Raw genomic sequence first — 24,442 nt, forward strand, 5'->3', positions numbered from 1 at the left:
ACTATATAATTTAATGCTTAACCATCACCTTGAAGCCTTTGTGCAGGCCCTTAGCCTCAACGTCGAGGATATACATGCCGGGCCTTACGTCTGTAACATCAATCTCATTGGTTGTGTTTTCCGTTTTCAGCGTCTTCACGGCACGTCCCTGAAGGTCGAACAACGTAACGGTTGTCTTAAGTCCTTCATAAGGCAGCGCCACATGCAGGATGTCTGACACCGGATTAGGATAAATCTCTGCCTTGCATTGTTCGATAATCTCCTGACCTATGCCGGTAGACTCGCCCTTTGTATCCATCATATAGGCATATTTACCCATGCCGGCCATACCCCAACCGCACAGATAGCGCCAGTTTGGAGATGCATCTACGCAACTTATCATCGAGAATTCGCTGTTTGTATAGTCGAGTCCGAGTTCTGTGGCATAATCATTAAGATCTTTATATCCATCTTTCTCTGTCCATATAAAGGCACTAAGTCCTGTTGCACCATAGCCGACAGCCATTGTTCCTTCATTGTTCACTCTTACAACCGTACCGCCGTCTATTCCAAGATCTTTAAACTCTCCTGTCTCTATGTTATAGAGCCATGCGTTCAATGTGTAATTAGTCGACGAGCCAGTACCTCCTATCCACTTTCCGTCAGGCGACACGGCATGGGCAGGACCGAAGCAATAACGCTTAGTGTCATCAAAATTATAAAAGTCAACATCTTTTACATCTACACCAGCCTTGAGCAGCATGTGCTGCGTGTAGCTTCCGTCGTCGTTGCGTGTCCAATAGCATCCGTACCAAGGACCTACAAAGTCGTTCCATCCTGCAATTACACTTCCGTCATAACTTGTAGCATAGCTTTGAGTAGCACGATTGCTTTCCTCATCCAAAACTGGCAGAGTAACCAGACTGCCATCAACCCATGCAGCCGCCTGAGCACGACTCTGCGCATCGCCTCCTTCGCCTATCATCTGATAAGAATTACCTACCAGTACATGGCCGTCTCCAGATACGTTATATGAGCAACTATTAACATCCTGCGAGAAAACCCCACTACATTCCATTGGAGTCCAGGTGTCTGTTTCAACTTCATATTTTCCAGCTACATATCCAAAGCGTGAGTCTTCAAAGCCAAGACGGAAAACGCGGAAATCGTTAGCGCCTACGAGAATATATTTTCCGTCTGCCGAAAGAGTGGCTCGGTTAAGGTCATGGCCTTCAGCATCGTCTATATTCTCCTTTTTCCATTCTTTTCCATAGTTCTGCGAGCTGTATGCCATGCCGTTAGTTCCGAACACATACAGAGTGTTCTCTCTCCAGCAAGCATCGTTCCACACTGTTCCGGCCAGCGGATTCAGCTCCACGTCGTCAGATCCGACTTCACACCTTGTCCATGTCTCGCCTCCGTCAGTGGTTACATACACTGCGTCATCGGCCACGGCTACGCCGTTATCGCTGCCAGAGAAGTGGATACGCTTGAAAGAACCTTCTATCTCACAAACCGTTGTCCATGTAACGCCAAAATCAACAGACTTCTGTATAGCACCTTTACTGTTTACCAGCCACATAACGGCATCTGCCTCAGTACCTGTATAGCAGAAGTCGGTTGCGGCAGCATCTGCATAAGTTCCGTCGGCCTTGCTGTAAGTGTCGCCTCCGTCGGCTGTATACCAAACGCTGCACTCACCATCTTTAGCCTCGACGCTTAAAAGTCCATATTTAGCAGGATCATAAGTGTTTGAAGTAACCACAAAATCAACTGCCCAATATGTGTCCACTTCACCATCAAATCCATTTAATACAGGCGTTATTGCATGTATGTCATTTCCATTTGATCCAATATAATACATAGATGCATTACGGCCACACATATAACCTATTAACGAAGTAAATCTACATCCGTCGAGCATAACACCCTCAACACTTTCAACAGGAAAACCAGATACGATAATATTACCCGCTCTCCAACGGTCACCATTATTCATTGTCGAGCGTATGCGCATATCACTTCCGTCTGCCGTACTGGCTGTGGTGACAAGCAAACTGTTAGCTATGAAAAACACATTGCTCACATGATGTGGCTGCGGAGCATCTGCCGGTTCTTCAAACGCCGAACAATTCCATCCTTTTTGTATGACAATATTATCCCATGGAGTTGTACCAGTTACGAACTTTCCATCTTCTGTCCATTTAGCTTCACCTCCTATACCATTTCCTGCAGAAACACCACCAATTTCTGTAATGTCATTGATGTCGTTTTTAGGTTTCCAAATATTATAAGGTGAGCACTGATTTTCCATTATCAGCACCTCACCATCATTATTTACTCCTGTAGAAAAGAACTGCCCTTCGGTTACATACACCTGAGCTGTAACAGGACTTGCTAACGAAAGCCCCAATAAAGCAACGTACAAATCTCTTTTTTTCATAATGCAAAACTTTTAGTGTGTTTTTACTTCAAAAAAATGTTGTGGCCAAATTTAGCTTAATTCATTTATACCACAACAGGGATAATACGGACAATAAACCGGACAATTATGTTAAATAATATTTAATAGGACGGACAAATAAGGACAGAAATGTTTCTTAAAATAAAAAAATTGCTAATTTTGTAATCAGAGCAATATTCCATATTAACCATAAATAAATGAAAATCTTTATACGATATATCACTTTTCTGCTTACGCTCACCGTCCTGTTGTCCTGCGAAACCAAACACGAAAACGGACGGTCGATATTTGACCAGGCAATGATTGAATGGGAAAATCAGAACCTCCCTGTGGCATACCGGCAGTTTCACCGTGCTGCGGCTGCATTCAAAGAAGAAGGAGACAACGTCGGGGTGTTTGAGGCAAACTCGCATCTCGGAATTATATGCGGAATAATAGGACAGAAACGCGAAGGATATAAATTGCTGAAGTCTACAAAGTATTATCACGTTAGAAAAAAAGGTAACTACAGCTCACAATATTATTGGCGAATGATGGCATATTATGCCTTTACCCTCGACAACGATTACCAAACAGCTCTTACGTGCATGAAAAATCTCCTTGAGCTGGACAAGAAAGACTTTCCGAGCAAAAAAACATGGCTGTATATGGACATGGCCAACATGGCAGAAATGTTCTATGTAACAGGACAAACCGCCAAAGCATGGGAAACTATAAAAAGGCTCGAGAACAATCCGCTGAAAGACGACAGATATCTGTCTCAAACCTACTATGTACACTCTATGCTGCTGGAAAAAGAGGGACAGACGGACAGCTCGCGGATATATGCAAAGATGAGCATGGAATACTCATCAAGATACGGCGAAATGGAAAACGAGGCCAATGCCCTGAAAATAATTATGCGCTCTGACAGCATCAACGGAAATCTGACAGAATACATACGCAACCGAGACAAATACGACAGCCTTGCGGGCGTGATTAAAAACGGAGAAACTGCACAGCGCATCGCCGTTATAAAAGAACAATATAAATATAACAGGATAATACGCGAAGCTGAAAAGACGCACATCATAAGAATACTGCTGTTCAGCGGACTCGCCTTGACGGCCATAGCCGCATGCATAATAATATTGCTGCTGTACAGACAAAACAAAATGCGGCTGAAGACAGAAGAGGAAGAGCACAAGCGGCTTGAAACAGAAGTGGAATACAAGAAACTGGAAAACGAGCTGATTTCGCTGAAGATGAACCAAACCATAAGTGAACTGGAAAAGACAAAAAACAAGAACGCTGAAACCGTGGCACAGATTGTCGGTGAAGCCACAGCACGGCAGACAGCCATGACACGCCTTGACATGCTCGAAGCCACTATAAATACAGACTTTGTGGAATATATCAAAAAGACATATCCGCAACTTACACATAACGACATCCTTATTCTCGGGTTTATGCGCATGAAGATACCTGTAAAAGAAACGGCAACAGCCTTAGGAATATCAACCGAAAGTCTTCAGAAAGCACGCTACAGACTGCGTAAGAAAATGAACATAGAAAGTGTTGAAGAACTATTTAATCTGGTAAACGACTGGAAGCCACAGGTTTAAGACACTTTAGTAATCTTACCTTAAAAAGGTTGTCAATGATAGTTTAGACCTGAATGTATGTGCTGACATAGGCATTGAATTATTGAGTAAATCAGACGGAGTATCAGAAATACGCTGTATACCGTGTTACACTGAGAATGGAAATTTACGATTAACTGCATAAATGGAAATTTATGACTTACAAAATCGGCAGTAAAAAGTCATGACAAAATATTTTTTCAATCTAGGAAAACAATATATAATGGATGTTAATTTGGCCGTATCAACAGCGCAAGTTAATTAACATACGTTTACACATGAAGCGTTTAAGGACCATGAAATGGCTGATTTTTATATCCAAAAGCTGCACTTTCAGGCTGCAAAAGCATAAGTATTATATCGTAAACGGGCCACTTTTGATGCAAAAGTGGCCCAGTAATATTTTTTAACTGTTGCTGTTTTACTTCACAAGTAGCATAAATCACTAATAATCAACAACTTATCAAAGCCATGCAATTTTCGGCCATTTTCGCGCCAAACCACGCATCTGCGACGGGCACCGCCATTCTGAGAGCGTCAAACGTCCGGAATTTTTCGCTTTTATTTACAAATATGCCTATCGTCATGAGGACTTGACAGGCTATACGGGCATAACATACACAGCGTCAGACCATATCCTCGCCTGTCCTTACCACCGGCACGCGCACGGTCTTGTGGAACGGAATGAAGCGTGATATTATGGCTATTGCCAGCGTCACGGCAAAGAGCCAACCCAGGATATGTTTCAGCGCGAGCAGAGTGCCCTGCTGCTGCAGAATGGTGTTGAGCGTGTTAGTGGCCATCTGCACTGCCTCGTCGGCTCCGTGTCCCTGCGCCAGCGCACTGCTGAAGGCCGACTGCCAGCGCGACGCGGCAAGAGGGTCGGCGGCCGACATGGTCTCCGACAGCTCAACCATATAGCGCTGCTGCAGGCGATAGAGCGTGTTGCTGTAGAATGCCGAGGCTATGACCGGCGTAAGCACCGAGCGGAACGTTATGAGGAAGAAGGCGTTGGATAGCAGATACTTGGGCTGAAGGTCTTCTACGGCAAAAAGCGCGAAGGCTATTATCAGCGCAAGCATGCCCAGGCCTCGCAGGAACATCGGCAGATAGAGCATCTCGTAGGTGCTGTCGGGCGATATGCCGAAATAGAGCATGCCGAAGAACAGGGCAAAACACGACATGCCGCCGGCAATGAAGAAACGGAAACGCCACCGCTGCCAGCGGAACCACCAGAAGCAGATGAACGCGCCGAGGACATATCCCGGCAGAAGCCAGATGTATATGGTGTAGGTGCGGGTGTTGTCGACATGCAATATTGTGGTCATATAACTTGTCAGCAGGCTCGTGGACGTGCTGAAGAACATCACGAGCATCATATAGAAATAGCCGAGAATGGCCTTCCACTGGAACAGTGGCTTAAGGCTTACGAACGGACGGGGCGAATGAAACTGCTCCCAAAGGAACAGTGCCACGAGCAGAGGGGCTATGACGATGTAGATGCGTATGCGCGGAGAGGCCATCCAGTCGAGCGTCTTGCCGTAGGTTATCACATAGATGAGCATGAGCAGGCCGGTGGATATTATGAGCATCTCGCGCGGATGAAGTTCTTTCCAGGGTATGGGGCGCGCCTGACGGTCGATGCGGAAGAACATGATGACCGACAATATGGCCACGGCCAGAAGGAGCATCATGAAGTAGTACATATACTTCCAGTCGTAATGATAGGCCAGCAGGGCCGTGATGACCATCGAGAGCTGGCCGCCGCCGAACACGAGCGGATAGAAATAGGCATAGAACTCGCTGCGCACGTCTTTCGGACTGAATATGAACTTTATGCGGCGTATTATCCACAGCATGAGAAAGCCCTTGAGGAAGCCGATGATGAAACTTGCAGTTATCAGGAGGTCGATGTTGGCCTGACGGGCACAAAACCAGCTCAAGAAGAACTGCAGCACGAGGTCGACAAGCAGAAGCGTCTTTGCCGGCAGCGCGTTAAGAATCTTGGGCACTATGGGATAGGCCACAGCCATGCCGGCCGACGCGGCATAATAGCCTATGGTGATGTCCTCGGTGTATACGCCCAGCGTATTAGACACCTCCACCATGCTTCCGGTATAGGTGCCGTTGAGCATGGCTATGGGCAGCATGATAATAAACACGGCTGCCACGGCCAGACGGTCGGGCACCCACGACCTGACGGGTATGTCGAGCTCCTTAGCTGTTTTCATTTGCGTCTGAGTGCTTCTGTTTCAACCATCATGCCTGCACGCAGCAGCCTCATGCTCTCCTCGCCGGCGTCGTCGATGTCGATGCGCACGGGTATGCGCTGCTGAACCTTCACGAAGTTTCCTGCCGAATTGTCGGTAGGCACAAGCGAATATTTAGAGCCCGTGGCCTCTGATATGGCCGTAACATGGCCGTGGAACACGCGGCCGGGCACGCCGTCGACCTTTATGCGCACAGGCTGGCCTATATAGATGTTGGCTATCTGAGTTTCGCGATAGTTGGCCGTTATCCACTTGCCCGACTGCCTGACGATGTACGAGAGCGTCTGTCCGGCGCTGACATACTGGCCCGGTTCGAGCGTGCGGCGGCCCATGTAGCCGCTGTATGGCGCCGTTACCACGGTGTACGACAGGTTGAGGTTGGCCATGTCGAGAGCCGCCTCAGCACTGAGTATGCCAGCCTCAACGCCCACCTGCTTCTTGCTTGTCTCGTCATACTGCGAACTGGCAGCCTCCTTCTGCCGCAGCAGCGCGTCATAGCGTGCCTTGGCAGCCTCATAGTTGGCCTTTGCCTGCTCAAACTGCTGCTCGGGCACCGACTCTTCATGCAGCAGGCGCTCGTATCGCTTATAGTCCTGCTGCGCCTGCCACAGCTTAGCCTTTGCCTCGGCAAGGTTGGCATCCTGCTCGGCTATGCGCGTGTGCGACGTCTGTATGCCCGAAGCCAGCACCCCGCGCGAGCCGCGGGCGTTGAGCAGGGCGGCCTGTGCCTCCTTCTGCTTTATCAGATATTCGCGGTTGTCGAGCACTACAAGGGTGTCGCCCTGATGCACAAACTGATGCTCGCGGAAGCGCACTTCCTGGATATATCCGCCCACACGGACGTTTATCGGGGCTATATACTGGTCGACAAACGCGTCGTTGGTTATTTCGTAGCTGATGTATCGCCAGAAATAGTTTGCAGTCCAGGCCAGTCCAGAGCCGGCTATGATGACACACACTATGTTAAGAATGATATTACGGCGGCGCCGTTGCTTCAGGCGCTTATATTTCAGATGGATTATAGACATGTCGTTTATGTAGGTTACTTTAATTAAATGTTGTCCTTACTACAGTTCGCCGACAGCGCGCTGCAGTTCATAGTAGGTGTATGCCACCTGCGTGCGTGCCGTGGTAAGCTGCAGCTCGGCGTTAAGCCTTAGGTTGTCGGCGTCGAGCAGGTCTGTCAGTATTGCAAGCTGGTTCATATACCTGTTATACATTATGCGGTAGTTCTCAGATGCCTGCCTCACCGAAAGCTTCAGGGCCTCTACACGGCTGATGGCCTCACGGTGGCGCAGCAGGGCCGACTGCACGGCCATGCGTATCTGCTGCTGTTTCTGCTCCTCGGCGTTATGCATGAGCTGAACGTTCTGCCGTGCCTCGCGCAGCTGATGGCGGTCGGTATAGAGTGCCGACAGCGGATAAGACACCGACACGCCCACGTTCCATGCGTTGTTATACATGTCGGCCATAGTGCGCGAAACGGGACGCGCCAGCGTGTTAGACGCCGTAAGAGATACAGAGGGGCGCAATGCCGACTGCTTTATGCACACGTTGTTTTCGGCTATCTCGGTCTGCTTGTGCAGCGCAAGCACCGAAGGGTCGGCAAGCGATGCGCGCTCAACATAGTATTCATAGTTGTCCACATGACGCTCGTCTGCCAGCAAAGCCGTGTCGGGCATGAGCAGCAGGCGCTCGTCGAGCCCGAGAAGGATGTCTATCTGCTGCGAGGCTATGCGTATGTCGTTGTCTGTCTCCTGCAGTGCCAGCCGGTCGTCGGTGAGCTGCAGCTCGCTGCGCAGCACGTCGTTGTTGGTTATTACGCCCTCGGCCTTCAGGCGGCGTATGTCCTTCAGCCTACGCTCCGACTCAGCAATCTTTCTGTCAAGCACCATATGCTGCTTATACATGCTGAAGAGTTCAAGGTAGCGGCTGAGCATGGCAAGCCTTATGTCGCCCTCGTCTGCAGCAGTCTGCAGCCGCGAAAGTTCCTGCTCAAGGTCGGCCTTGCGTATGGAGTATTTTATCCTGCCGCCCTGATATACGGGCTGACTTACGTCTACCGTATAGTTCTGCTGCCAGTCGGGCGAGTCGGGCCTGGTGGCGTGGCTCAGTCCGTTCTCCCACAATATCGGCTGGCCCAAATATCCGGCACGCAGCCCCACGCTGACCGAAGGCAGCCTCGACATGCGTGCCGTCTTGGCGCGCTCGGCAGCCATCTGCTCCTTCAGGCGGTCGGCAGCCACCTGAAGATGACTGCGCGACACCTTTGACAAAAGCTCCTCAACACTGAGATACAACGTGTCGCACGCTGTCTGCGCACATGCCGGCAGTGCAGCCGACGATGTCAGGAGCGCAACAATAAAAGTTCTAATATGTCTCGATTGCATGCTGCAGGTCTTTTAATAGTTTCTCCGTCTGCTTGATAACATCTTTGCCCAGTATCTCATCAAGCCGCGTATAATATGCCGACAGCTTGGGAGATATCCACCGTCTGAAGGCCTCGCCCTCATCAGTAAGATAAACCAGCTTGTTGCGCTTGTCCTTAGGGTCTTCACGCCTGCAGACATAGCCTTTCTTCTCAAGATTCAGCATAAGATTAGTAAGACAGGCCTTATCCTTCGACGTCCTCACCGCCAGCGTCTGCTGCGATATGCCCTGTTCTGTCCACAGACAGCTCATTATCTGAAGCATCTCGAAAGTGATGCCTGCGCCCGAATCACGCAAAAGGCGCTGCATGGCCTGACGTGATGCCATACGCGTACTTATAAGTTGGATGATGCAGTCGCGCGATGAAAAATGTCCGTTGTTATCCTCCATAAAATTCTTCTTTTTCTTTTCGGCTGCAAAAGTACATCTTTTTACCGAGATAGTCAAATATTTAACTAATTTGATTGCTTTCATGCAAGCACGGCATATTATGTGCAACCATGCCTAAAAGGAAATACTAAAGGAACTAATAGCCACGGAAAGGCAAGTAAAATAAACAAAAAAGAAAGCAAAAGAAGAAACAGCAGGACACGCCCAAAAGCCTCAACGGACAAAACTACAAAACGGATTTTTATCTTGCTGCGGCGTTATCCAAAATATTTCTTCTTTTGCTTCTGACGGCTTATAACTCAAAAAGCGGTGATTATGATTAAGCCCATGCTCACTGTCTTACCCAGATAAGCTTTGTGGTATCGTAGCCGCGACGACGCAAGTTGTCAAGAAGACCGGTCAGCACCGACTGCGGCAGTGCCTTTGTGCGGCTCATTATCCAGAGATATTTGTCTGAACTGCTGCCCACGAGCGCATAACTGTAGTCGGGCGCAATGTCGAGCACGTAATAGTCGGCATAGAACCACAGGAAGAAAGCCACCTTCAGCTTGCCCGGCTCAGACGCGTCGGGCAGCTTGCCCTTGCCGTTGGCCGTCTTGCGCTTGCCGTCCTTCAGGCCTTCGTTCACCACATCTATCCTGCCGTTGTCGAGCAGGGTGTATGTAGCCGTCACGTTTGTCATTCCGCGCTCAAACTTATGGTCGTAGCGCGCTATCTCATACCAGCGGCCCATAAACCGCTTGAGGTCGAGCTGTCTAACGGTGGTGTTGTCAACAGTAACCGGCTCGTCGGCACATCCGCCCAAACACATAAGCGAAAGCAAAAATAGCATTATCTTTTTCATAGGCAAAGGTTTTATGGTCAGCTAATCTAAGTCTGACGATTAATTTGACAGCAAATATAACAAATAAACGTCAAAATGACAAGATTTAAACGGATTTAGATAAAAATGCACGATAACTTATGGCAGCATAATAAAAAACATCTGCATCATAAGACTATCACTTCCAATAAAAGACCAACTTTAATCCAAGGAAATACCAGTTCGGTAAACGCTTTGCCCAGTTTGCCGCAAATCCATTGCCACAGCATATTATATTATGTAACTTCGTAACGTAATCATCAAAATATTAGTATTATGAAAAAACTCCTACTATTGCTCGTCACTTTTATTGCAGGCATAACAGCATACGGCCAGGACGAGGGTAAAATAAAACTGACGCTGAACGTTGACAACCCCGAACGTGTCAGCATTGCCATCTTCGGCGAACCGCTTGAAGGACTGAAAGAGGGCGACAACGAACTTGAAGTCAGCCCGTGGACAAACATCGAAATCAGTGCGGCAAAAGGCTGCACGCTAAAGTCGGTGGTGAACTCTGCCGGAGAGAGCATCGCCATCAGCTCTAACACTGCCGCCATACTACTAACCGACGAGAAGACGGAAGAGACCCTGACAATCACATCTGAGAAAGAAGGCGAAGTGGCATTCACCATCGAGGTGGACAAGTCTTCGGAGGTAAGCGTGCTCGACTGCAACTACAAGAACATCAGCCTCAGCGAAGGAGTCAATGAGATAAGCATGCCGCAGAGCGAGCTGCCGCTCATAATAGGATCGGTGAACTACGGACAAGACCTTTACAGCGTTACGCTCGACGGCGTTGAGCAGACCTTCAACTACGGCTATAGCGTCATGCCGAAGGACGGCAGCAAGATTGTGATAATAGCAGAGTTTCCCGAAAAGGACTGCACGCTGACCTTTGAACAGGCTGAAGACATAGGGCGCTTCTTCACCGACATACAGGTGAACGGCCAGTCGGCAGGCGACTTCGGCAACGAACTGACCGTACGCTGCGGCGACAACGTAAGCCTATATTACAATCCGGCATGCTGGGAGGACGAACAAAGCGGCACGCCACTAACAATTACGATAGACGGCAAGACCCCAGCGTGGTTCGGCCCGGGCTACAGCTTCGTGGTGAAACACGACACAAAAATAATAATTGAACAGGCCGTCAGAAAGCCCGAAATAATAGTAAACGTAAACATCGACAACCCTGACAACGTAATCGTCTACCGCGTGAGCGAAAGCTATTATGACGTGCTGGAGCTTGAAGCAGGAGCCAACACTGTCACCGTTCCGGCCGACGAGCCGTCGATGGCAATAATGGCTGTAAACGACGACTGCAGCATTGAGGGCGTAACCGTAAACGGACGGCCGCGCACGGTGGAATACTCCAACTACTTCAGTCTGACCGGACTTGAAGAGGGCGACGAAGTGGGCATATTCACCGCAGGCACAACATCTGTTGACAAGGTTACGACAACGGACGAAATCAGCGGCAATGTCTACACAATAAACGGCACCCTGATAATAAGCAACGCCACGCCTGCAGACATAGCCCGCCTGCCTAAAGGCGTATATATCTGCAACGGAAAGAAACTGATGATACGCTGACACCCTATGCGCAAGGACAACCGCAGGCTGACCTTGCTCACGGCGAAGGCTCTGCAACAAGCATTGCAGAGCCTTTTGTCATGTCTGGTGCATAAAGCATAAGCGCCTGCATGACAGCAACGAAAAACAATACTAATGACCGTTTTTGGTTAAAATAAATTTAACGTTTACACTAATGAAATCGAAGAAAATAATTAACTTTGCAATAACTATGGGCAAAAAGCATAAAAGACTGATTTATAACGCCCTGGGCCTGACACTGATAATATTCTTCTATTCGGTTTTCTTTCAGGCCACATACTGCTGGATGCGCTTCGGCTCGCCGACATTCAACGGCGACTGGGGTTCGTTCATATATTCGCTGCCGTTCAACTTTGTTCCGTTCCTGATAATAGCCATAGCCGCCTTGTGGTCGGTATGGTTTACGCGCAACATTGCTGTTCTGTGGAAGAAGATAACGCTCGACCTGCTGATGGCCTCGTGCATTGTGATCATCGTAAACATACTGTTCCTGCTCACCACCGGACTTGAAATCAACTGGGGCGGCACGGTGTTCAACGGAATAATGATATGGATGGGCATAGAGTTCTGGGCTGTGAGCCTGCAGAGACAGCGTGCGCTGATACGCGAGAGCCTGCTGCTGAAGGAGAATGCCGCCCACAAGCTGCAGCTGCTGCAGTCGTATGTCAATCCTCACTTTCTGTTCAACTCGCTCGACATGCTCTGCTCTATGATAGAAGTCGACGAGAAGAAGCAGTCGCTCGAGTTCATAGAGAACCTCACGGCCTACTACCGCGGCATGCTCCGCCGCAAAAACGTGATGAAGGTAACGGTGAAAGACGAGCTTGAAACGGTGTTCTGCTATCTTAAGATTGTGTCGCAACACTATGGCGACAACCTCGAAGTAAAGGTTACGGGCGACAGAGATACTGACATGATGATAGTGCCGTTCTCGATACAGCTGCTCATAGAAAACGTGCTGAAGCACAACGTGATATCGACCACGATGCCTATGACAATAACAATAAGCATCAAGGAGGATGCCATAACCGTGAGCAACCCCTGCCACCACAAAAGCACCGAAACAGGCAGAAGCACGGGGATGGGACTGAAATATCTGAGCAGCATGTATGCCGCCAGCGGCAAGAAGACAGACGTAAGCAGATGCGGCAACATGTTCTCGGTAACGATACCGGCACTGTAGCCCATTAAAGAATATAATTAAAACACAGACGCTGATGAATTATGTTATAATAGAAAACGACTCTCTGAGCCTGCGGCGCATAAAGGCCATGTGCGAGAGGCTGCGGCCCGAATGGCACCTGGCGTTCACGGCATCAACCGTGGAAGAGGCGTGCAGGCTGTTTGAGCTTAATCCGGACATCGGACTCGCCCTGTGCGACATAGAGCTCGACGACGGCCTGTCGCTGAGCATATTCAGAAAGATACCGGCGGAGTTTCCCGTGATATTCATCACGGCTTTCGACGAGTATACGCTCGACGCCTTCAAGCTCAACAGCATCGACTATCTGCTGAAGCCGCTTGAGGCGGGCGCACTCGAGAGAGCCTTCATAAAGTTTGAGAAGATAGAGCGCCGCGTGCAGCGGCTAGCCGCCGAAACCCTCACAAGGCTCGAAGCCTCGCTTCAGCGCAAGAACTACATAAGCCGCCTGCTCATATCAATCAACGACCGCTTTGAGTCGGTAGACATCGGCACCGTGGCCTTCTTCCTGAGCGAAGACAAGTATGTATATGCCGTATGCACCAACGGCAAGGAACACATAACATCGTTCAGAAGCCTCAACGAGATTGACGACCAGCTCGACCCGCAGCGCTTCTTCCGCGTGTCGAGAGACGTGATAACCTCGATAGAGGCTGTGACGAAGGTGTCGAGATGGTTCAAGGGCAAGCTGAAGGTTAAGATTGAATGTATGGGCAACGAGCGCGAGGTGTGCGTAAGTGCCGCCCGCCGCGCCGACTTTCTGTCGTGGCTGGGCCGATAACGCCAAAAGCCCCGGACAGCGTTGCCGCCCGGGACCTTTCTGACACGAAGCCCATGATTCGTCTTTACTAATCAAAATCCAAACATTTCTAAAGTGCTGTTATATCTGTCACTTAATCACGATTGCCGTATCTGATGGCCGTCTGTGCTGTCGGCCTATTGCTCTGAGCTGAACTCATAGACAAACTTGCCGTTGTCGCAGTAGAATCCGTTGGTTGCGGCATTCTCTATATCGAACTCCTTCCACACCTTGATTTCAGGACTCGTCGTGCAGCGGTTGCAGTAGAACAGCCAGATGTTCTTGCAGTCGCTTATGTCCACCTGCTTAAATTTATTCTCGCTCAGGTTCATGTAGCCCATGTTGGTGCAGCCCTTCACGTTTATCTCTGTCAGGCCGTTGCCCATGGCGTTTACCTCGTTAACGTCGGGATTGTTCGAAAGGTCGAGCCTGCTCAGCTTGGCATACTCGCAATATACACCCTGCAGCTTGACACACTCAGAGAGATTTACCTCGGTTATGGAAGTGTTATCGAAGCGCACGCTTGTAAGCAGCGGACAGCCTGAAAGGTCGAGAGTATTCAGATTGTTCTGTCCGCACTCAAGCCAGTCGAGCTTAGGACAGTTTGTCGGGTCGAACTCTGTCAGTCCGCAGGCGTTGACGTTAAGCAGCTCGAGCGTAGGCTTCACCTTGGTTACGTCTATCGACCTTATGTTGCTGTTGGTATGTATGGCGAGCGTCTTGAGCGGTGAGTCGGGCAGCACGAGGTTTGAGAGGTTGTTGCACGAAGCCACGAACGATTCGAGCGAGGTGCATCCCGTGAGGTCTATATCCTGAAGCATGTTGGTGTCGCAGATAAGAGTTTTCAGCACGCTGTTGTTGCCCAGTTTGAGAGTTGTCAGGGCGTCGTGCGACAGACTGACTGTCTCAAGCTTGACAAGCTGTGAAAGGTCGAGCGTGGTGCATTTTGAGTTGTTCACAATCTTAAGATATGTAAGGTTCTTAAGCGCCGCAACGTCAAAGTCGGGGAAGGTTACGTTCTCGCTGACAAGGCGCGTAAGCGACGTGAAGTGTTCAATGCCCGTTATGTCGGTTATGTCGGTCAGTCCGGTTATGTCTATCGTGCCGTCGTAAGCGGCAGCCTGGTCGAGCGAATAATATCCGCTGCCGTCGCCCAGGTTCTGGTCTATCCAGTTGCGGAAGGCCTCACACGGAACATACTTCTCGCTCAGAAGGTTGGTCTCGTCGACGGGCTTCTCTCCCTCGAAGACAATCTTCTCTACATCGCTCACTTTATATTTCACGGTTTCGCCGTTCTTCTGGAATACCGTAACTGTCTGTGACATGGCAGGCATGCATACAGCCGCCGTCAACAGGAATGCTGACATTATTCTGTTCATGGTGTTCATCTTAATATTATTTTATATGCGGTTTTACTTGTCTTTACTATAAGGGGCTGTCTGGGCAGCGTGCCGGCATCGATGGTGCAGCTGCCGCCGTTGTCGGCAACGGCACGGGCAACCATCTGTCCGCCATAGGTGTAGACGGCCACGGCCTCGCCGGCTGCAAGTCCTTCGACGCTTATTGCCGAAGAGCTGAACGAGAAGCGCACGTCGGGTGCGGTTACTGACTTGACGCCTGAGGCATCGACAAAATCAAAGGTCACTGTAGATGTCAGCGGATATTCCAGCGTGCTTTCGCCTGCCGTAACCACAAGTGCCGTCTCTGAGAACGTAACCGTGGGCTCGCTGTCGAAAGCCAATGTTATACTGTTGCTGCCGTCAGTGATGCGCAGCTCGCGCGGAGCCGCCGAGAGCTTACCTGCCGTGATGCACAGCATCATAAGCGTGATTGTGTAGGTTAATATTCTTCTCATTGCTTTTTTTCACAAAGTTAGCCATACACAAGCATAAATAAAACAAATAAACGATGAACTGGGATTTTAAGACACCGAACTAGGAATATGGGGCATAAGGCACAAAAAGGCATGACATGGTTTAAGCCAAGAGAATTTTTGCCCGGCCGGATTGCCGCTCGTCATCAAACAGGCAACGGCAGAAAACGCATGGACGGTGGCAACATAATTGCGGCAACTAAAACATGCCTGACGAAAGCTATTGAGGATGAACTATAACGACAGGTAAAAGACGGCAAATAAGGCTGCAATATGTGACCTTTCGCAATGCGAAACGTGGCCTTTTATGATGTAAAAGACGGCATTTTATAATGCGAAAGGTGTGTCGTCAGGCTGAAAGTATAAACAAAGGCTTGTGGTTTATAATAAGTAGAGTCAACCAATAACAGTTATAAAGTATAACCGGAATCAACTTTTATAAGGAAAAAGACCGTCTGAAATCAACCAAACTTAGGAAAGGACAGACTATTAAACGCGCACAAATATTTTTCTTAAAAACTCATCACTCGTCACAAACAGACATAACCGTCTGTATGTCAACGCCATAGAGCGTGACGAGTTAAAAATCCCACTCGTCACGCGTGATGAGTGGGGCTTTCAACTCGTCACACCTTATACTGCTGATAATCAGAATGATACATGGAGATGTGACGAGTGACGAGTTTTTATCAAAACTTTTTTATATCAGCATCACAAGCACATAAGTCCAATGCGCCACCATGCCGGCTGCAATGCCGCCGATGGTATGCGACACAATGGCCTTTGACGTCAGCTCGCGATAGCCGAGAGAATCGAGCATGGCTGTATGTGTGCTGAGGTATCCGCTCCAGCACATTCCGATGGCTGTGAACACGGCTATGGCGTTGCCGTCTACCCATCCGGCGCTCATAAAGCCGGGTATAAGGCCGAGCGACGCTCCAACGGCGCCGAGAGCTGTTATGGGGAATGCCACCTGATGCGGGTCGTTGAAGCCGAAGAGCCACGCAAACAGGAAGTCGATCTTGTTGGCGAGCCACGGCAGAAGCTCTACGCCCTGATACGGCGAGCCGTCGTAGCCGTTGGCTCCGGCGCCGAACGTTAGCATCATGACGAGCGTAGATATAATGAGCACACCGGGAATGATGGCTATGCCGATGTCTACACCGGTGCGTCCGCCGTCGAGAAGCGAGTTGAGCGTGCGCAGGAACAGGCTCTTCTGCTCTTCCTTCTGCTCCTCTTCCTCCACCTCATGCGGGTCGCACACCTGCTCTTCGGCATACTGCGGATATGCCTTCAGAATCTTGCGCTGCATGAGGCGGGTGGACACGATGCAGCCGACAAAGGCTCCGAAGAGGCCTATCAGAGGCTCGATGTAGAAGCCCTGCCCCACCATGAACACCATGACGAGCAGACCCATACCGAAGGCCGTGCCGAAGTTGGTGAGCGAGATAAACTGATATTTCTTGAAATAACTGCTGAAGCGCTTGTCCTGCGACAGCGAGATGATGGCCGGATTGTCCGACAGGAAGGTCATTACGGCTCCGAGCGATGCCACTCCGGGCAGATTGAAAAGCGGACGCATGAGCGGGCGGAGCAGCTTCTCGAGCAGGCTCACCACGCCAAACTCAACAAACAGGCGGCCTATGGCACCCGTGATGACGCAGATGCCCATGAGATAAAACACGGTGTTGAGCAGAAGGTCGTGGGCGGTCTTCATTATGGTGTTAAGCATATTGGGCACACCCATGATTGAACCGATGTAACCGAAAAGCGCAAAAATTACGCACAGACAGACTATTCCGCTCGGTATGGCCTGCCAGACTCTCTTTAACATTGTCTTCATCATAGCAGTTATTAAGGTTAAGTTATATCTTTTGTTCTGCAAGGCGTCCGGCTGCATGCCGCTGTGTCAGGACAGCCGGACGACAGTATAACAGTCAGAAAGAACGGTCTTTAGTTGTCGTCTTTCTTCCAGGGATTCTTCAGGCTAAGCAGGTTGACGTTCCACGTAAGGCCTACGCTCATATAGTCGCGTCCGGGCTTCATGGTGCCTTCGGGATTGCCGTTGGTGCCGAACGTATGGGCATACATGGCGTGCAGGCGGATGTTGTCGCGCGGATAAAACTCAACGCCGCCGCCAACTGAGGTAAGCTCCGTGCCGTCGTACACCGAATAGTCGGCATCCTTGCCCGTATGGTTTACATCGTAAGTAACCTTGCCGAGCAGATTAAGCTTCTCTATCGGGCGATAGGCAAGCTCTGCCATTATAGAGCAGTCTTTAAACAGGAATGTGTGCCCCGACGAGGCGCGGTTCATGAAGTCTGCCTCGATGCACAGCTTGCCGAGTGTGAGCTTATGGCCAAGAGCAAGATAGCTGATATACTTGCCGGGCATATATTCAACAAGGTTGGCCGAATACATCGTGCCCAGACAGCCGTGGTTGCCTATCCACATAAGGTTATACGAATACATGTCGGGGGCATTGGAGCGGTAGATGCTCTGGCTGCACTGCGCTATAAACTTGCTGTGCCTGCCTGGCGTGGTGTAGCTGACAGTGGCCGCGAGCTGGAAGGGCGATATGTTGTTCCAGTATTCAGATGCTGCGTAGACGTCCACGGGGTTCTTGTCATACTCATATCCGCCCACTGCCACGACATCCTTACCTGCCGAGAACTCCCACTGGCCGTCGGGAGTATATACTACGCGGGCCCAGTCAGTAGCATCAAAGAAGCTCATGTCTGAATGACCCACGTTAAGACGCTGGCGATAGGCATAAGAGAAATGCTCGTCTATCTTTCCGTCTATGGCAAACATAAGATATTTTCCCTTAAAGCCGGAGTTGTCGTGTATGGCCTCACCGTTGATGTATTCTCTCTGGTAGTCGACCCTTGTAAGCATCTTCAGCCTCAGTATTTCGTCCTGCGCATTGGCGGTCAGGACACACGCACCGAACAAAACGGCACCGATAAGCTTTTTCATTTATTATATCAGAATTTAGGTTAATCGCATTAAACGAGTGCAAATATAGTATAAATAGTGTATGGCGCAAAATAATAGTGAATTAAATATGAATAAAATTTCACGGCACAAAAAAGCGCCGCCCCTTAAAAGGAACGGCGCATAATGAAGAATCTATTTGTGAAAGAAAAATCACTCGTTATGTTATAGCTTCTGCTTAACCTCAATCTCCATGAAGGTCTCGAGGATATCGCCCACCTGAATGTCGTTGAAGTTGACCAGACTGATACCGCACTCGAAGTTGACGCCAACCTCCTTGACGTCGTCCTTGAAGCGCTTCAGGGCATTGATCTCGCCGGTATGAACCACGATACCGTCGCGCACGACGCGCGCCTTGTCGGTGCGGTGAACCTTGCCTTCGGTAACATAAGCTCCGGCAACGGTTCCGACCTTAGAGATGTGGTAAACCTCACGAACCTCAACCTGACCGGTAACAACCTCCTTCTTGACCTTCTCGAGCATACCTTCCATAGCCGACTTGACGTCTTCTATGGCATCATAGATAACCGAATAGGTGTTGATTTCAACGCCTTCCTGGTCGGCAAGCTTGCGGGCTGCTGCCGAAGGACGAACCTGGAAGCCCACGATGAGGGCGTCAGAAGCATCGGCAAGCGTAACGTCGCTCTCTGAAATCTGACCTACGGCCTTGTAGATTACGTCCACCTTGATCTTCTCTGTAGAGAGCTTGATGAACGAGTCGCTAAGAGCCTCGATACTACCGTCGGTGTCACCCTTGACGATGATGTTAAGCTCCTTGAACGAACCGAGGGCAATGCGGTGGCTGATGTCGCTGAGGGTGAGTCGCTTCTGTGTGCGCAAGCCCTGCTCGCGCTGCAGCTGCAGACGCTTGTTGGCTATCTCGCGTGCCTCCTGCTCGGTCTCAAGCACATGGAAGGTGTCGCCGGCTGTAGGCGCTCCGTTAAGACCGAGAATGATGGCCGGCTCTGCGGGAGATGCCTTCTCGATGCGCTGGTTACGCTCGTTGAACATGGCCTTGATGCGGCCGTAGCTTGTTCCGGCTATCACGTTGTCGCCTACGCGCAGTGTTCCGTTGCTTACAAGCACCGTAGACACATATCCGCGGCCCTTGTCGAGCGACGACTCGATGATGCTGCCCGTAGCCTTGCGGTTAGGATTGGCCTTGAGGTCGAGCATCTCTGCCTCGAGAAGCACCTTCTCCAGAAGGTCGTCAACGCCGATGCCCTTCTTGGCACTTATCTCCTGACACTGATACTTACCGCCCCACTCCTCTACGAGCAGGTTCATGTTGGCCAGGTCTTCGCGTATCTTGTCCGGGTTGGCTCCCGGCTTGTCTATCTTGTTTATTGCAAACACCATCGGAACGTTGGCTGCCTGAGCGTGAGCGATGGCCTCGCGTGTGGTAGGCATGACGCTGTCGTCGGCAGATATGATGATGATGGCGATGTCGGTTACCTGAGCTCCGCGGGCACGCATGGCGGTGAAGGCCTCGTGTCCCGGGGTATCGAGGAAGGTTATCTTGCGGCCGTCGGCAAGCGTAACGTTATACGCTCCGATGTGCTGCGTGATGCCTCCTGCCTCACCGGCAATCACGTTAGTGTTGCGTATATGGTCGAGGAGCGATGTCTTACCGTGGTCTACGTGTCCCATCACTGTTACGATAGGAGCGCGCGGCACGAGATCGTTCTCGTCGTCCTCCTCCTCGGTTATAGCTTCAGAAACTTCCGCACTTACATACTCTGTCTTGAAACCGAACTCGTCGGCAACAAGGTTGATAGTCTCGGCGTCGAGTCGCTGGTTGATAGAAACCATGATGCCTACGCTCATACATGTACCGATTACCTGGTTTACAGATACGTTCATCATGCTCGCAAGCTCGCTCACGGTTACAAACTCCGTAAGCTTCAGCGTCTTGCTCTCTGCCTTTGCCTCGGCGCGCTGCTCCTTCAGATGCTCCTGAGCGGCCTCGCGCTTCTCCTTGCGGTACTTGGCTCCCTTCTTGTTCTGGCCCTTGCTGGTGAGTCGTGCCAGAGTTTCCTTTACCTGACGTGCAACGTCTTCCTCGTTAACCTCGAGCGGCTTATGGTTGCGCTTGCGGTTCTTCTTCTTGGCGTTGCCCTTGTCTGCGTGGCTGTCGCCACCGCCGTTGTTGTTCTGCTTAACGGCCTGGTCTATGTTTACGCGCTCTTTGGTTATGCGCGAACGTTTCTTCTTTCCGTCGGGATGAGCCTGCATGGCCTTCTCCTCGCGCTCCTTGCGGCGCTCCTCCTTGGTCTTCTTCTTCGGACGGGTGCTCTGGTTGAGCGAGTCGAGGTCAATCTTTCCGAGCACGTTCACCTTCGGTGCGAGCTTCTTCTCGCTCTTCAGTGTGAAGATTTTGCTCTCTTCCTTTACGGGTTCCGGCTCTGCCGGCTTTTCGGGTGCTGCCGGCTGCTGTGCCTGCGGCTCTGCGGCCTTGGCCTCGGGTTTTGCTTCGGGCTGAACCTTTTCAGGCTCAGTCTTCTTCTCTTCGACAACAGCTGTAGTATTGCCTGCGGGCTGTGCTGGCTCTGCCGGCTTCTTTTCAGCCGCCGCAACCGGCTGTTCGGGCTTAGGCTCCTGGCTCTTGGCCTGCACCGTAGCGGCAGCAGACTCTTTCACCTCGGGCTTAGGCTGTTCTGCAACGGCAGCCTCCTGCGGCTTTTCGGCCGGCGCCGCCGGTTTGGCGGCAGGCTTCTTGCCCAGGCTGTCGAGGTCGATCTTTCCAAGGGGTGTATATTTCTGCGGCTTTACGCTTCTCACAGCGTTGTCCGCCCGGCGCTCCTTGTTGCCGTCCGACTGGCGTTTCTTCTCCTTCGGATGCTTGAGCAACAGCTTCTCGGCCTGGCTTCTCACCTCCTTGTCCGACTTGAAAGCCTCAACAAGTGCGTTATACTGACTGTCGCTGAGCTTGAAGCTCAGTTCTTCTTTGACCTCTCCAAGGTCACTTCTTTTTCTCAGGAACTCAACTGCGGTCTGGAGTCCTATATTCAATTCTCGTATTGCTTTATTTAATCTTATGCTCATTTTCTTAATTAAGTAATTGGCTGTTGCCGAAATTTGTTTAATAATTCATAATTCGTAAAATATCACCAGTGTGTATAATTCATAATTGGCATCTGTGCCCGGCGGACGCCACTGGCGCCCGTCCGGCGGCCAAAGCCTCATAATGCCAACCCAAAAGCCCGGAGGCCTGATTATGAATTATGCATTATGAACTATGAATTACTTAATTTCCTTCAAACTCGGCTCTGAGTATCTTCAGCACGTTGTCAACGGTCTCTTCCTCGAGGTCGGCTTTCTCTACGAGCATGTCGCGCGGAGCGTTGAGCACAGCCTTGGCGGTGTCGAGACCAATGCCCTTGATAGAGTCGATGATCCACTGGTCGATCTCGTCAGAGAACTCGTCGAGATAGATGTCCTCGTCTACCTCGCTCTCGTCGAGCTCGCGGAATACGTCGATAGTATATTCGGTAAGCATGCTGGCAAGCTTGATGTTCATACCGCCGCGGCCGATGGCCAGAGACACCTCTTCGGGACGGAGATAAACCTCTGCCTTCTTGTTCTCCTCGTCAACGTTGATGCTCGAAATCTTTGCCGGACTGAGCGCACGCTGGATGAAGAGCTTGATGTTTGCAGTGTAGTTAACAACGTCGATGTTCTCGTTGCACAGCTCGCGTACGATGCCGTGAACGCGGCTACCCTTAACACCTACGCAGGCTCCAACCGGGTCTATACGGTCGTCGTAGCTTTCAACGGCTATCTTGGCGCGCTCTCCCGGCATGCGGGCAATGCGCTTTATGGTAATGAGTCCGTCGGCTATTTCGGGCACCTCAGCCTCGAGCAGGCGCTCAAGGAACATGTTGCTTGTGCGCGAAAGTATGATCTTCGGGTTGTTGTTCTCGTTGTTCACCTCCTTGATCACGGCGCGCACGGTCTCGCCCTTGCGGTAAACGTCGTGAGGTATCTGCTCCGACTTGGGCAGGATGAGCTCGTTGTTCTCGTCGTCAACGAGCAGCACTTCGCGCTTCCACACCTGATATACCTCGCCGGCGATAACCTGGCCCACGCGGTCTTTATACTTGTTGTAGAGGCTGTCGTGTTCAAGCTCGAGCACCTTTGACGCGAGGGTCTGGCGGAGGTTAAGGATGGCGCGGCGGCCAAACTTGCTGAAGTCAACCTTCTCGCTCACTTCCTCGCCCACCTCATAGTCGGGCTCAATCTTTATTGCGTCGCTGAGGGCTATCTCCTTGTTCTGGTCTTTCACCTCGCCGTCGGCCACAACAATACGGTTGCGGTAAATCTCGAAGTCGCCTTTATCGGGGTTGACAATAACGTCAAAGTTCTCATCGCTGCCAAAAATCTTCGCGATAACGTTGCGGAAACTCTCTTCCAGCACACTCATCAGAGTGGTACGGTCGATATTCTTGGTATCTTTAAACTCTTTGAAGGTGTCAACCATGCTCACGGTTTCTTCCTCTTTCTTTCTTGCTACCATAGCTGTCTGTATATTTTTATTTTATTATTATCATCTGTCAGGGCGGCAGTGCCGCCTTAGGCTCATGCACATATCGGCGCCACGGGGCGCGCTGCTCCTACTTGAAGCTTATGAGATACTTGGTGTACTTAACGCTGTCCATGCTGAAATCGTGGTCTACGTCTGTCAGCACGGGGCGCTTTGAGCCTTCCTTCTTAACCTTCTCTCTCACCGTTACGGTAAAGTTGCGCCCGTCAACGGCCTTGAGCACGCCGCGGAACTTCTTGCCGTCGGCGTCGAGAACCTCAACTTCCTTTCCGACAAAGTTGACATACTGCTGCGGCACCTTGAAGGGCTGTCCCAGCCCGGCGCTGCCCACCTCGAGCTCATAGTCTTCTTCATCACGGCTCAAATGGTCCTCAATGAAGCGGCTGAGCTGCACACAGTCTTCAATCCACACACCGTCGGCATGGTCAATTTCAACTACAATCTTGTCGTCTTGGCTGATTTCGATGTCTACCAGGAAATACTCCTTGTCCTTAAGCCACTCGTCAACTAAATTTTTTACTACGTTTTTGTCTATCATAAACGGGTATTTAAAATAAAATGAGGGACTTCGTAAAGCCCCTCATTCCACTGAACGCTGCAAAATTAACAATAAAATCGCAGGTTAGCAAATATTTTGCGGTTTTTATGCAGTTTGTAATACAATATTTATAGAGAAAGCGACTTTATGGCAACATTCGGCCTCTCTTACCTACGGCATAAGCATGCCGGCGAATAAGCACGGGCAACCATGAAACGGGGGCGGCAAAGACGGCTATGCGACACGCCCTAAGCAAGCCACAAGGCGCAGCCGGCCGACCTTCGAAAAGGCTGCCTCATGAGCATGCAGAGCAATGCGGCGAAGAGCCGCAGGGACAGGGACGGAAACAGGGACGGATGCAAGTAAAATATCGTTAATTATGTTAATTAAGAATAGTTAAAACGGAAATATTGCAAGAGCGGCAAGCGTTTGACAGAGAAAAGCGTAAAAACCGGCATTTCTATATCACACTGTATGTCAAGCTGTTACATTCAACCGGCAATTCAACGACAGCAAAACGGCTGCCAAAACAAGGCTTTTCGGCTTACAAAAGGACATGTTTCGGGGCATAAAAGGCCATGTTCTGCGATGCAAAACGATACCTTTTGCAACATGAAAGGCGGCAAACGGCGATGAAGAAGGCATGAAAGCGGACGGAAAGAGCAAAAAAACGGGGTGAAAGGTTAAAAACATTAACACTCCGTCTCTATTTTAAGCCGAGACGAAGTGTTAACAAAATTTGCTAGAATGTTAAAAACATGGTTTCACAATCCATGTCATGATGTTTGGCATAGCCGTTGCTCCGACCGCCCCGCGCCCTACCCCTGCGGGACCGAGATGCGAAACAGAGAGCCACGGCA

Annotated in this window: 18 protein-coding genes; 5 read left to right on the forward strand and 13 right to left on the reverse strand. The window is 50.3% G+C overall.

The annotated features are described in order from the left end of the window. Positions 1-10: 10 nt before the first annotated feature. On the reverse strand, positions 11-2,422 hold the full coding sequence (locus tag QVO66_RS13035; protein ID WP_021855942.1) for a T9SS type A sorting domain-containing protein: 2,412 nt from the start codon (positions 2,420-2,422) through the stop codon (positions 11-13). A 218-nt stretch (positions 2,423-2,640) separates the two neighbouring features. Here QVO66_RS13035 and QVO66_RS13040 point away from each other — a divergent pair, with 218 nt between their 5' ends. Next, complete coding sequence (locus QVO66_RS13040; RefSeq protein WP_021855943.1) at positions 2,641-4,047, forward strand: helix-turn-helix transcriptional regulator; 1,407 nt, start codon at positions 2,641-2,643, stop codon at positions 4,045-4,047. Positions 4,048-4,691: 644 nt separating this feature from the next. Here the strand turns inward: QVO66_RS13040 and QVO66_RS13045 are convergent. From QVO66_RS13045 to QVO66_RS13065, 5 genes are all read right to left on the reverse strand, one after another. Next, complete coding sequence (locus QVO66_RS13045) at positions 4,692-6,296, reverse strand: MFS transporter (RefSeq protein WP_021855944.1); 1,605 nt, start codon at positions 6,294-6,296, stop codon at positions 4,692-4,694. Further along, positions 6,293-7,363, reverse strand: coding sequence for an HlyD family secretion protein (locus tag QVO66_RS13050; RefSeq protein ID WP_021855945.1), 1,071 nt, complete (start codon positions 7,361-7,363; stop codon positions 6,293-6,295). Before QVO66_RS13050 ends, QVO66_RS13045 begins: the two co-directional genes overlap by 4 nt. 39 nt (positions 7,364-7,402) lie before the next feature. After that, the gene (locus tag QVO66_RS13055) at positions 7,403-8,725 is read right to left on the reverse strand and encodes a TolC family protein (protein WP_021855946.1); all 1,323 of its coding nucleotides are present in this window, start codon (positions 8,723-8,725) and stop codon (positions 7,403-7,405) included. Continuing rightward, a complete protein-coding gene (locus QVO66_RS13060) occupies positions 8,706-9,155 on the reverse strand; it encodes a MarR family winged helix-turn-helix transcriptional regulator (protein WP_053398513.1) in 450 nt (149 codons plus the stop codon). The genes QVO66_RS13055 and QVO66_RS13060 overlap by 20 nt, the downstream gene beginning before the upstream one ends. A gap of 331 nt (positions 9,156-9,486) precedes the next feature. Then, complete coding sequence (locus QVO66_RS13065) at positions 9,487-9,999, reverse strand: lipocalin family protein (RefSeq protein ID WP_021855948.1); 513 nt, start codon at positions 9,997-9,999, stop codon at positions 9,487-9,489. A gap of 294 nt (positions 10,000-10,293) precedes the next feature. Between QVO66_RS13065 and QVO66_RS13070 the strand changes: the two genes are divergently transcribed. From QVO66_RS13070 to QVO66_RS13080, 3 genes are all read left to right on the forward strand, one after another. Further along, a complete protein-coding gene (locus QVO66_RS13070) occupies positions 10,294-11,610 on the forward strand; it encodes a hypothetical protein (RefSeq protein ID WP_021855949.1) in 1,317 nt (438 codons plus the stop codon). A gap of 211 nt (positions 11,611-11,821) precedes the next feature. Continuing rightward, positions 11,822-12,814, forward strand: coding sequence for a sensor histidine kinase (locus QVO66_RS13075; protein WP_288172900.1), 993 nt, complete (start codon positions 11,822-11,824; stop codon positions 12,812-12,814). A 34-nt stretch (positions 12,815-12,848) separates the two neighbouring features. Then, positions 12,849-13,613, forward strand: coding sequence for a LytR/AlgR family response regulator transcription factor (locus QVO66_RS13080; RefSeq protein WP_021855951.1), 765 nt, complete (start codon positions 12,849-12,851; stop codon positions 13,611-13,613). Between the two features lie 155 nt (positions 13,614-13,768). On the opposite strand, the gene QVO66_RS13085 is transcribed toward QVO66_RS13080, so the two are convergent. Further along, entirely contained in the window at positions 13,769-15,019 is a 1,251-nt protein-coding gene (locus QVO66_RS13085; RefSeq protein WP_021855952.1) for a leucine-rich repeat domain-containing protein, read from the reverse strand. Next, positions 15,016-15,486, reverse strand: a complete 471-nt coding sequence (locus QVO66_RS13090; RefSeq protein WP_021855953.1) for a hypothetical protein — start codon at positions 15,484-15,486, stop codon at positions 15,016-15,018. Before QVO66_RS13090 ends, QVO66_RS13085 begins: the two co-directional genes overlap by 4 nt. Before the next feature lie 111 nt (positions 15,487-15,597). Here QVO66_RS13090 and QVO66_RS13095 point away from each other — a divergent pair, with 111 nt between their 5' ends. Beyond that, the gene (locus tag QVO66_RS13095) at positions 15,598-15,744 is read left to right on the forward strand and encodes a hypothetical protein (protein WP_288172901.1); all 147 of its coding nucleotides are present in this window, start codon (positions 15,598-15,600) and stop codon (positions 15,742-15,744) included. A gap of 460 nt (positions 15,745-16,204) precedes the next feature. On the opposite strand, the gene QVO66_RS13100 is transcribed toward QVO66_RS13095, so the two are convergent. The 5 genes from QVO66_RS13100 to rimP form a co-directional block, all read right to left on the reverse strand. Beyond that, the gene (locus tag QVO66_RS13100; RefSeq protein WP_193391580.1) at positions 16,205-17,347 is read right to left on the reverse strand and encodes a CD0519/CD1768 family membrane protein; all 1,143 of its coding nucleotides are present in this window, start codon (positions 17,345-17,347) and stop codon (positions 16,205-16,207) included. A 110-nt stretch (positions 17,348-17,457) separates the two neighbouring features. Next, positions 17,458-18,483, reverse strand: coding sequence for a porin (locus QVO66_RS13105; RefSeq protein ID WP_021855955.1), 1,026 nt, complete (start codon positions 18,481-18,483; stop codon positions 17,458-17,460). A 183-nt stretch (positions 18,484-18,666) separates the two neighbouring features. Further along, positions 18,667-21,546 (reverse strand): translation initiation factor IF-2, encoded by a 2,880-nt coding sequence (gene infB, locus QVO66_RS13110; RefSeq protein ID WP_021855956.1) that lies wholly within the window; start codon positions 21,544-21,546, stop codon positions 18,667-18,669. A 202-nt stretch (positions 21,547-21,748) separates the two neighbouring features. Then, complete coding sequence (gene nusA, locus QVO66_RS13115; RefSeq protein ID WP_021855957.1) at positions 21,749-23,017, reverse strand: transcription termination factor NusA; 1,269 nt, start codon at positions 23,015-23,017, stop codon at positions 21,749-21,751. Between the two features lie 97 nt (positions 23,018-23,114). After that, positions 23,115-23,582, reverse strand: a complete 468-nt coding sequence (gene rimP, locus QVO66_RS13120) for a ribosome assembly cofactor RimP (protein WP_021855958.1) — start codon at positions 23,580-23,582, stop codon at positions 23,115-23,117. Positions 23,583-24,442: the final 860 nt, after the last annotated feature.

It is taken from the genome of Prevotella sp. CAG:255, from assembly GCF_000431195.1.
Taxonomy (GTDB): Bacteria; Bacteroidota; Bacteroidia; order Bacteroidales; family Bacteroidaceae; genus Prevotella; species Prevotella rara.

What these genes read in the sequence shown, in the direction of transcription:
- QVO66_RS13050 (WP_021855945.1), bottom strand. Translation starts at nt 7,363, where the DNA reads ATGTCTATAATCCATCTGAAATATAAGCGCCTGAAGCAACGGCGCCGC.
- QVO66_RS13065 (WP_021855948.1), bottom strand. Translation starts at nt 9,999, where the DNA reads ATGAAAAAGATAATGCTATTTTTGCTTTCGCTTATGTGTTTGGGCGGA.
- QVO66_RS13055 (WP_021855946.1), bottom strand. Translation starts at nt 8,725, where the DNA reads ATGCAATCGAGACATATTAGAACTTTTATTGTTGCGCTCCTGACATCG.
- QVO66_RS13045 (WP_021855944.1), bottom strand. Translation starts at nt 6,296, where the DNA reads ATGAAAACAGCTAAGGAGCTCGACATACCCGTCAGGTCGTGGGTGCCC.
- nusA (WP_021855957.1), bottom strand. Translation starts at nt 23,017, where the DNA reads ATGGTAGCAAGAAAGAAAGAGGAAGAAACCGTGAGCATGGTTGACACC.
- QVO66_RS13095 (WP_288172901.1), top strand. Translation starts at nt 15,598, where the DNA reads ATGACATGGTTTAAGCCAAGAGAATTTTTGCCCGGCCGGATTGCCGCT.
- QVO66_RS13090 (WP_021855953.1), bottom strand. Translation starts at nt 15,486, where the DNA reads ATGAGAAGAATATTAACCTACACAATCACGCTTATGATGCTGTGCATC.
- QVO66_RS13085 (WP_021855952.1), bottom strand. Translation starts at nt 15,019, where the DNA reads ATGAACACCATGAACAGAATAATGTCAGCATTCCTGTTGACGGCGGCT.
- QVO66_RS13100 (WP_193391580.1), bottom strand. Translation starts at nt 17,347, where the DNA reads ATGAAGACAATGTTAAAGAGAGTCTGGCAGGCCATACCGAGCGGAATA.
- QVO66_RS13060 (WP_053398513.1), bottom strand. Translation starts at nt 9,155, where the DNA reads ATGGAGGATAACAACGGACATTTTTCATCGCGCGACTGCATCATCCAA.
- QVO66_RS13105 (WP_021855955.1), bottom strand. Translation starts at nt 18,483, where the DNA reads ATGAAAAAGCTTATCGGTGCCGTTTTGTTCGGTGCGTGTGTCCTGACC.
- infB (WP_021855956.1), bottom strand. Translation starts at nt 21,546, where the DNA reads ATGAGCATAAGATTAAATAAAGCAATACGAGAATTGAATATAGGACTC.
- QVO66_RS13080 (WP_021855951.1), top strand. Translation starts at nt 12,849, where the DNA reads ATGAATTATGTTATAATAGAAAACGACTCTCTGAGCCTGCGGCGCATA.
- QVO66_RS13070 (WP_021855949.1), top strand. Translation starts at nt 10,294, where the DNA reads ATGAAAAAACTCCTACTATTGCTCGTCACTTTTATTGCAGGCATAACA.
- rimP (WP_021855958.1), bottom strand. Translation starts at nt 23,582, where the DNA reads ATGATAGACAAAAACGTAGTAAAAAATTTAGTTGACGAGTGGCTTAAG.
- QVO66_RS13040 (WP_021855943.1), top strand. Translation starts at nt 2,641, where the DNA reads ATGAAAATCTTTATACGATATATCACTTTTCTGCTTACGCTCACCGTC.
- QVO66_RS13075 (WP_288172900.1), top strand. Translation starts at nt 11,822, where the DNA reads ATGGGCAAAAAGCATAAAAGACTGATTTATAACGCCCTGGGCCTGACA.
- QVO66_RS13035 (WP_021855942.1), bottom strand. Translation starts at nt 2,422, where the DNA reads ATGAAAAAAAGAGATTTGTACGTTGCTTTATTGGGGCTTTCGTTAGCA.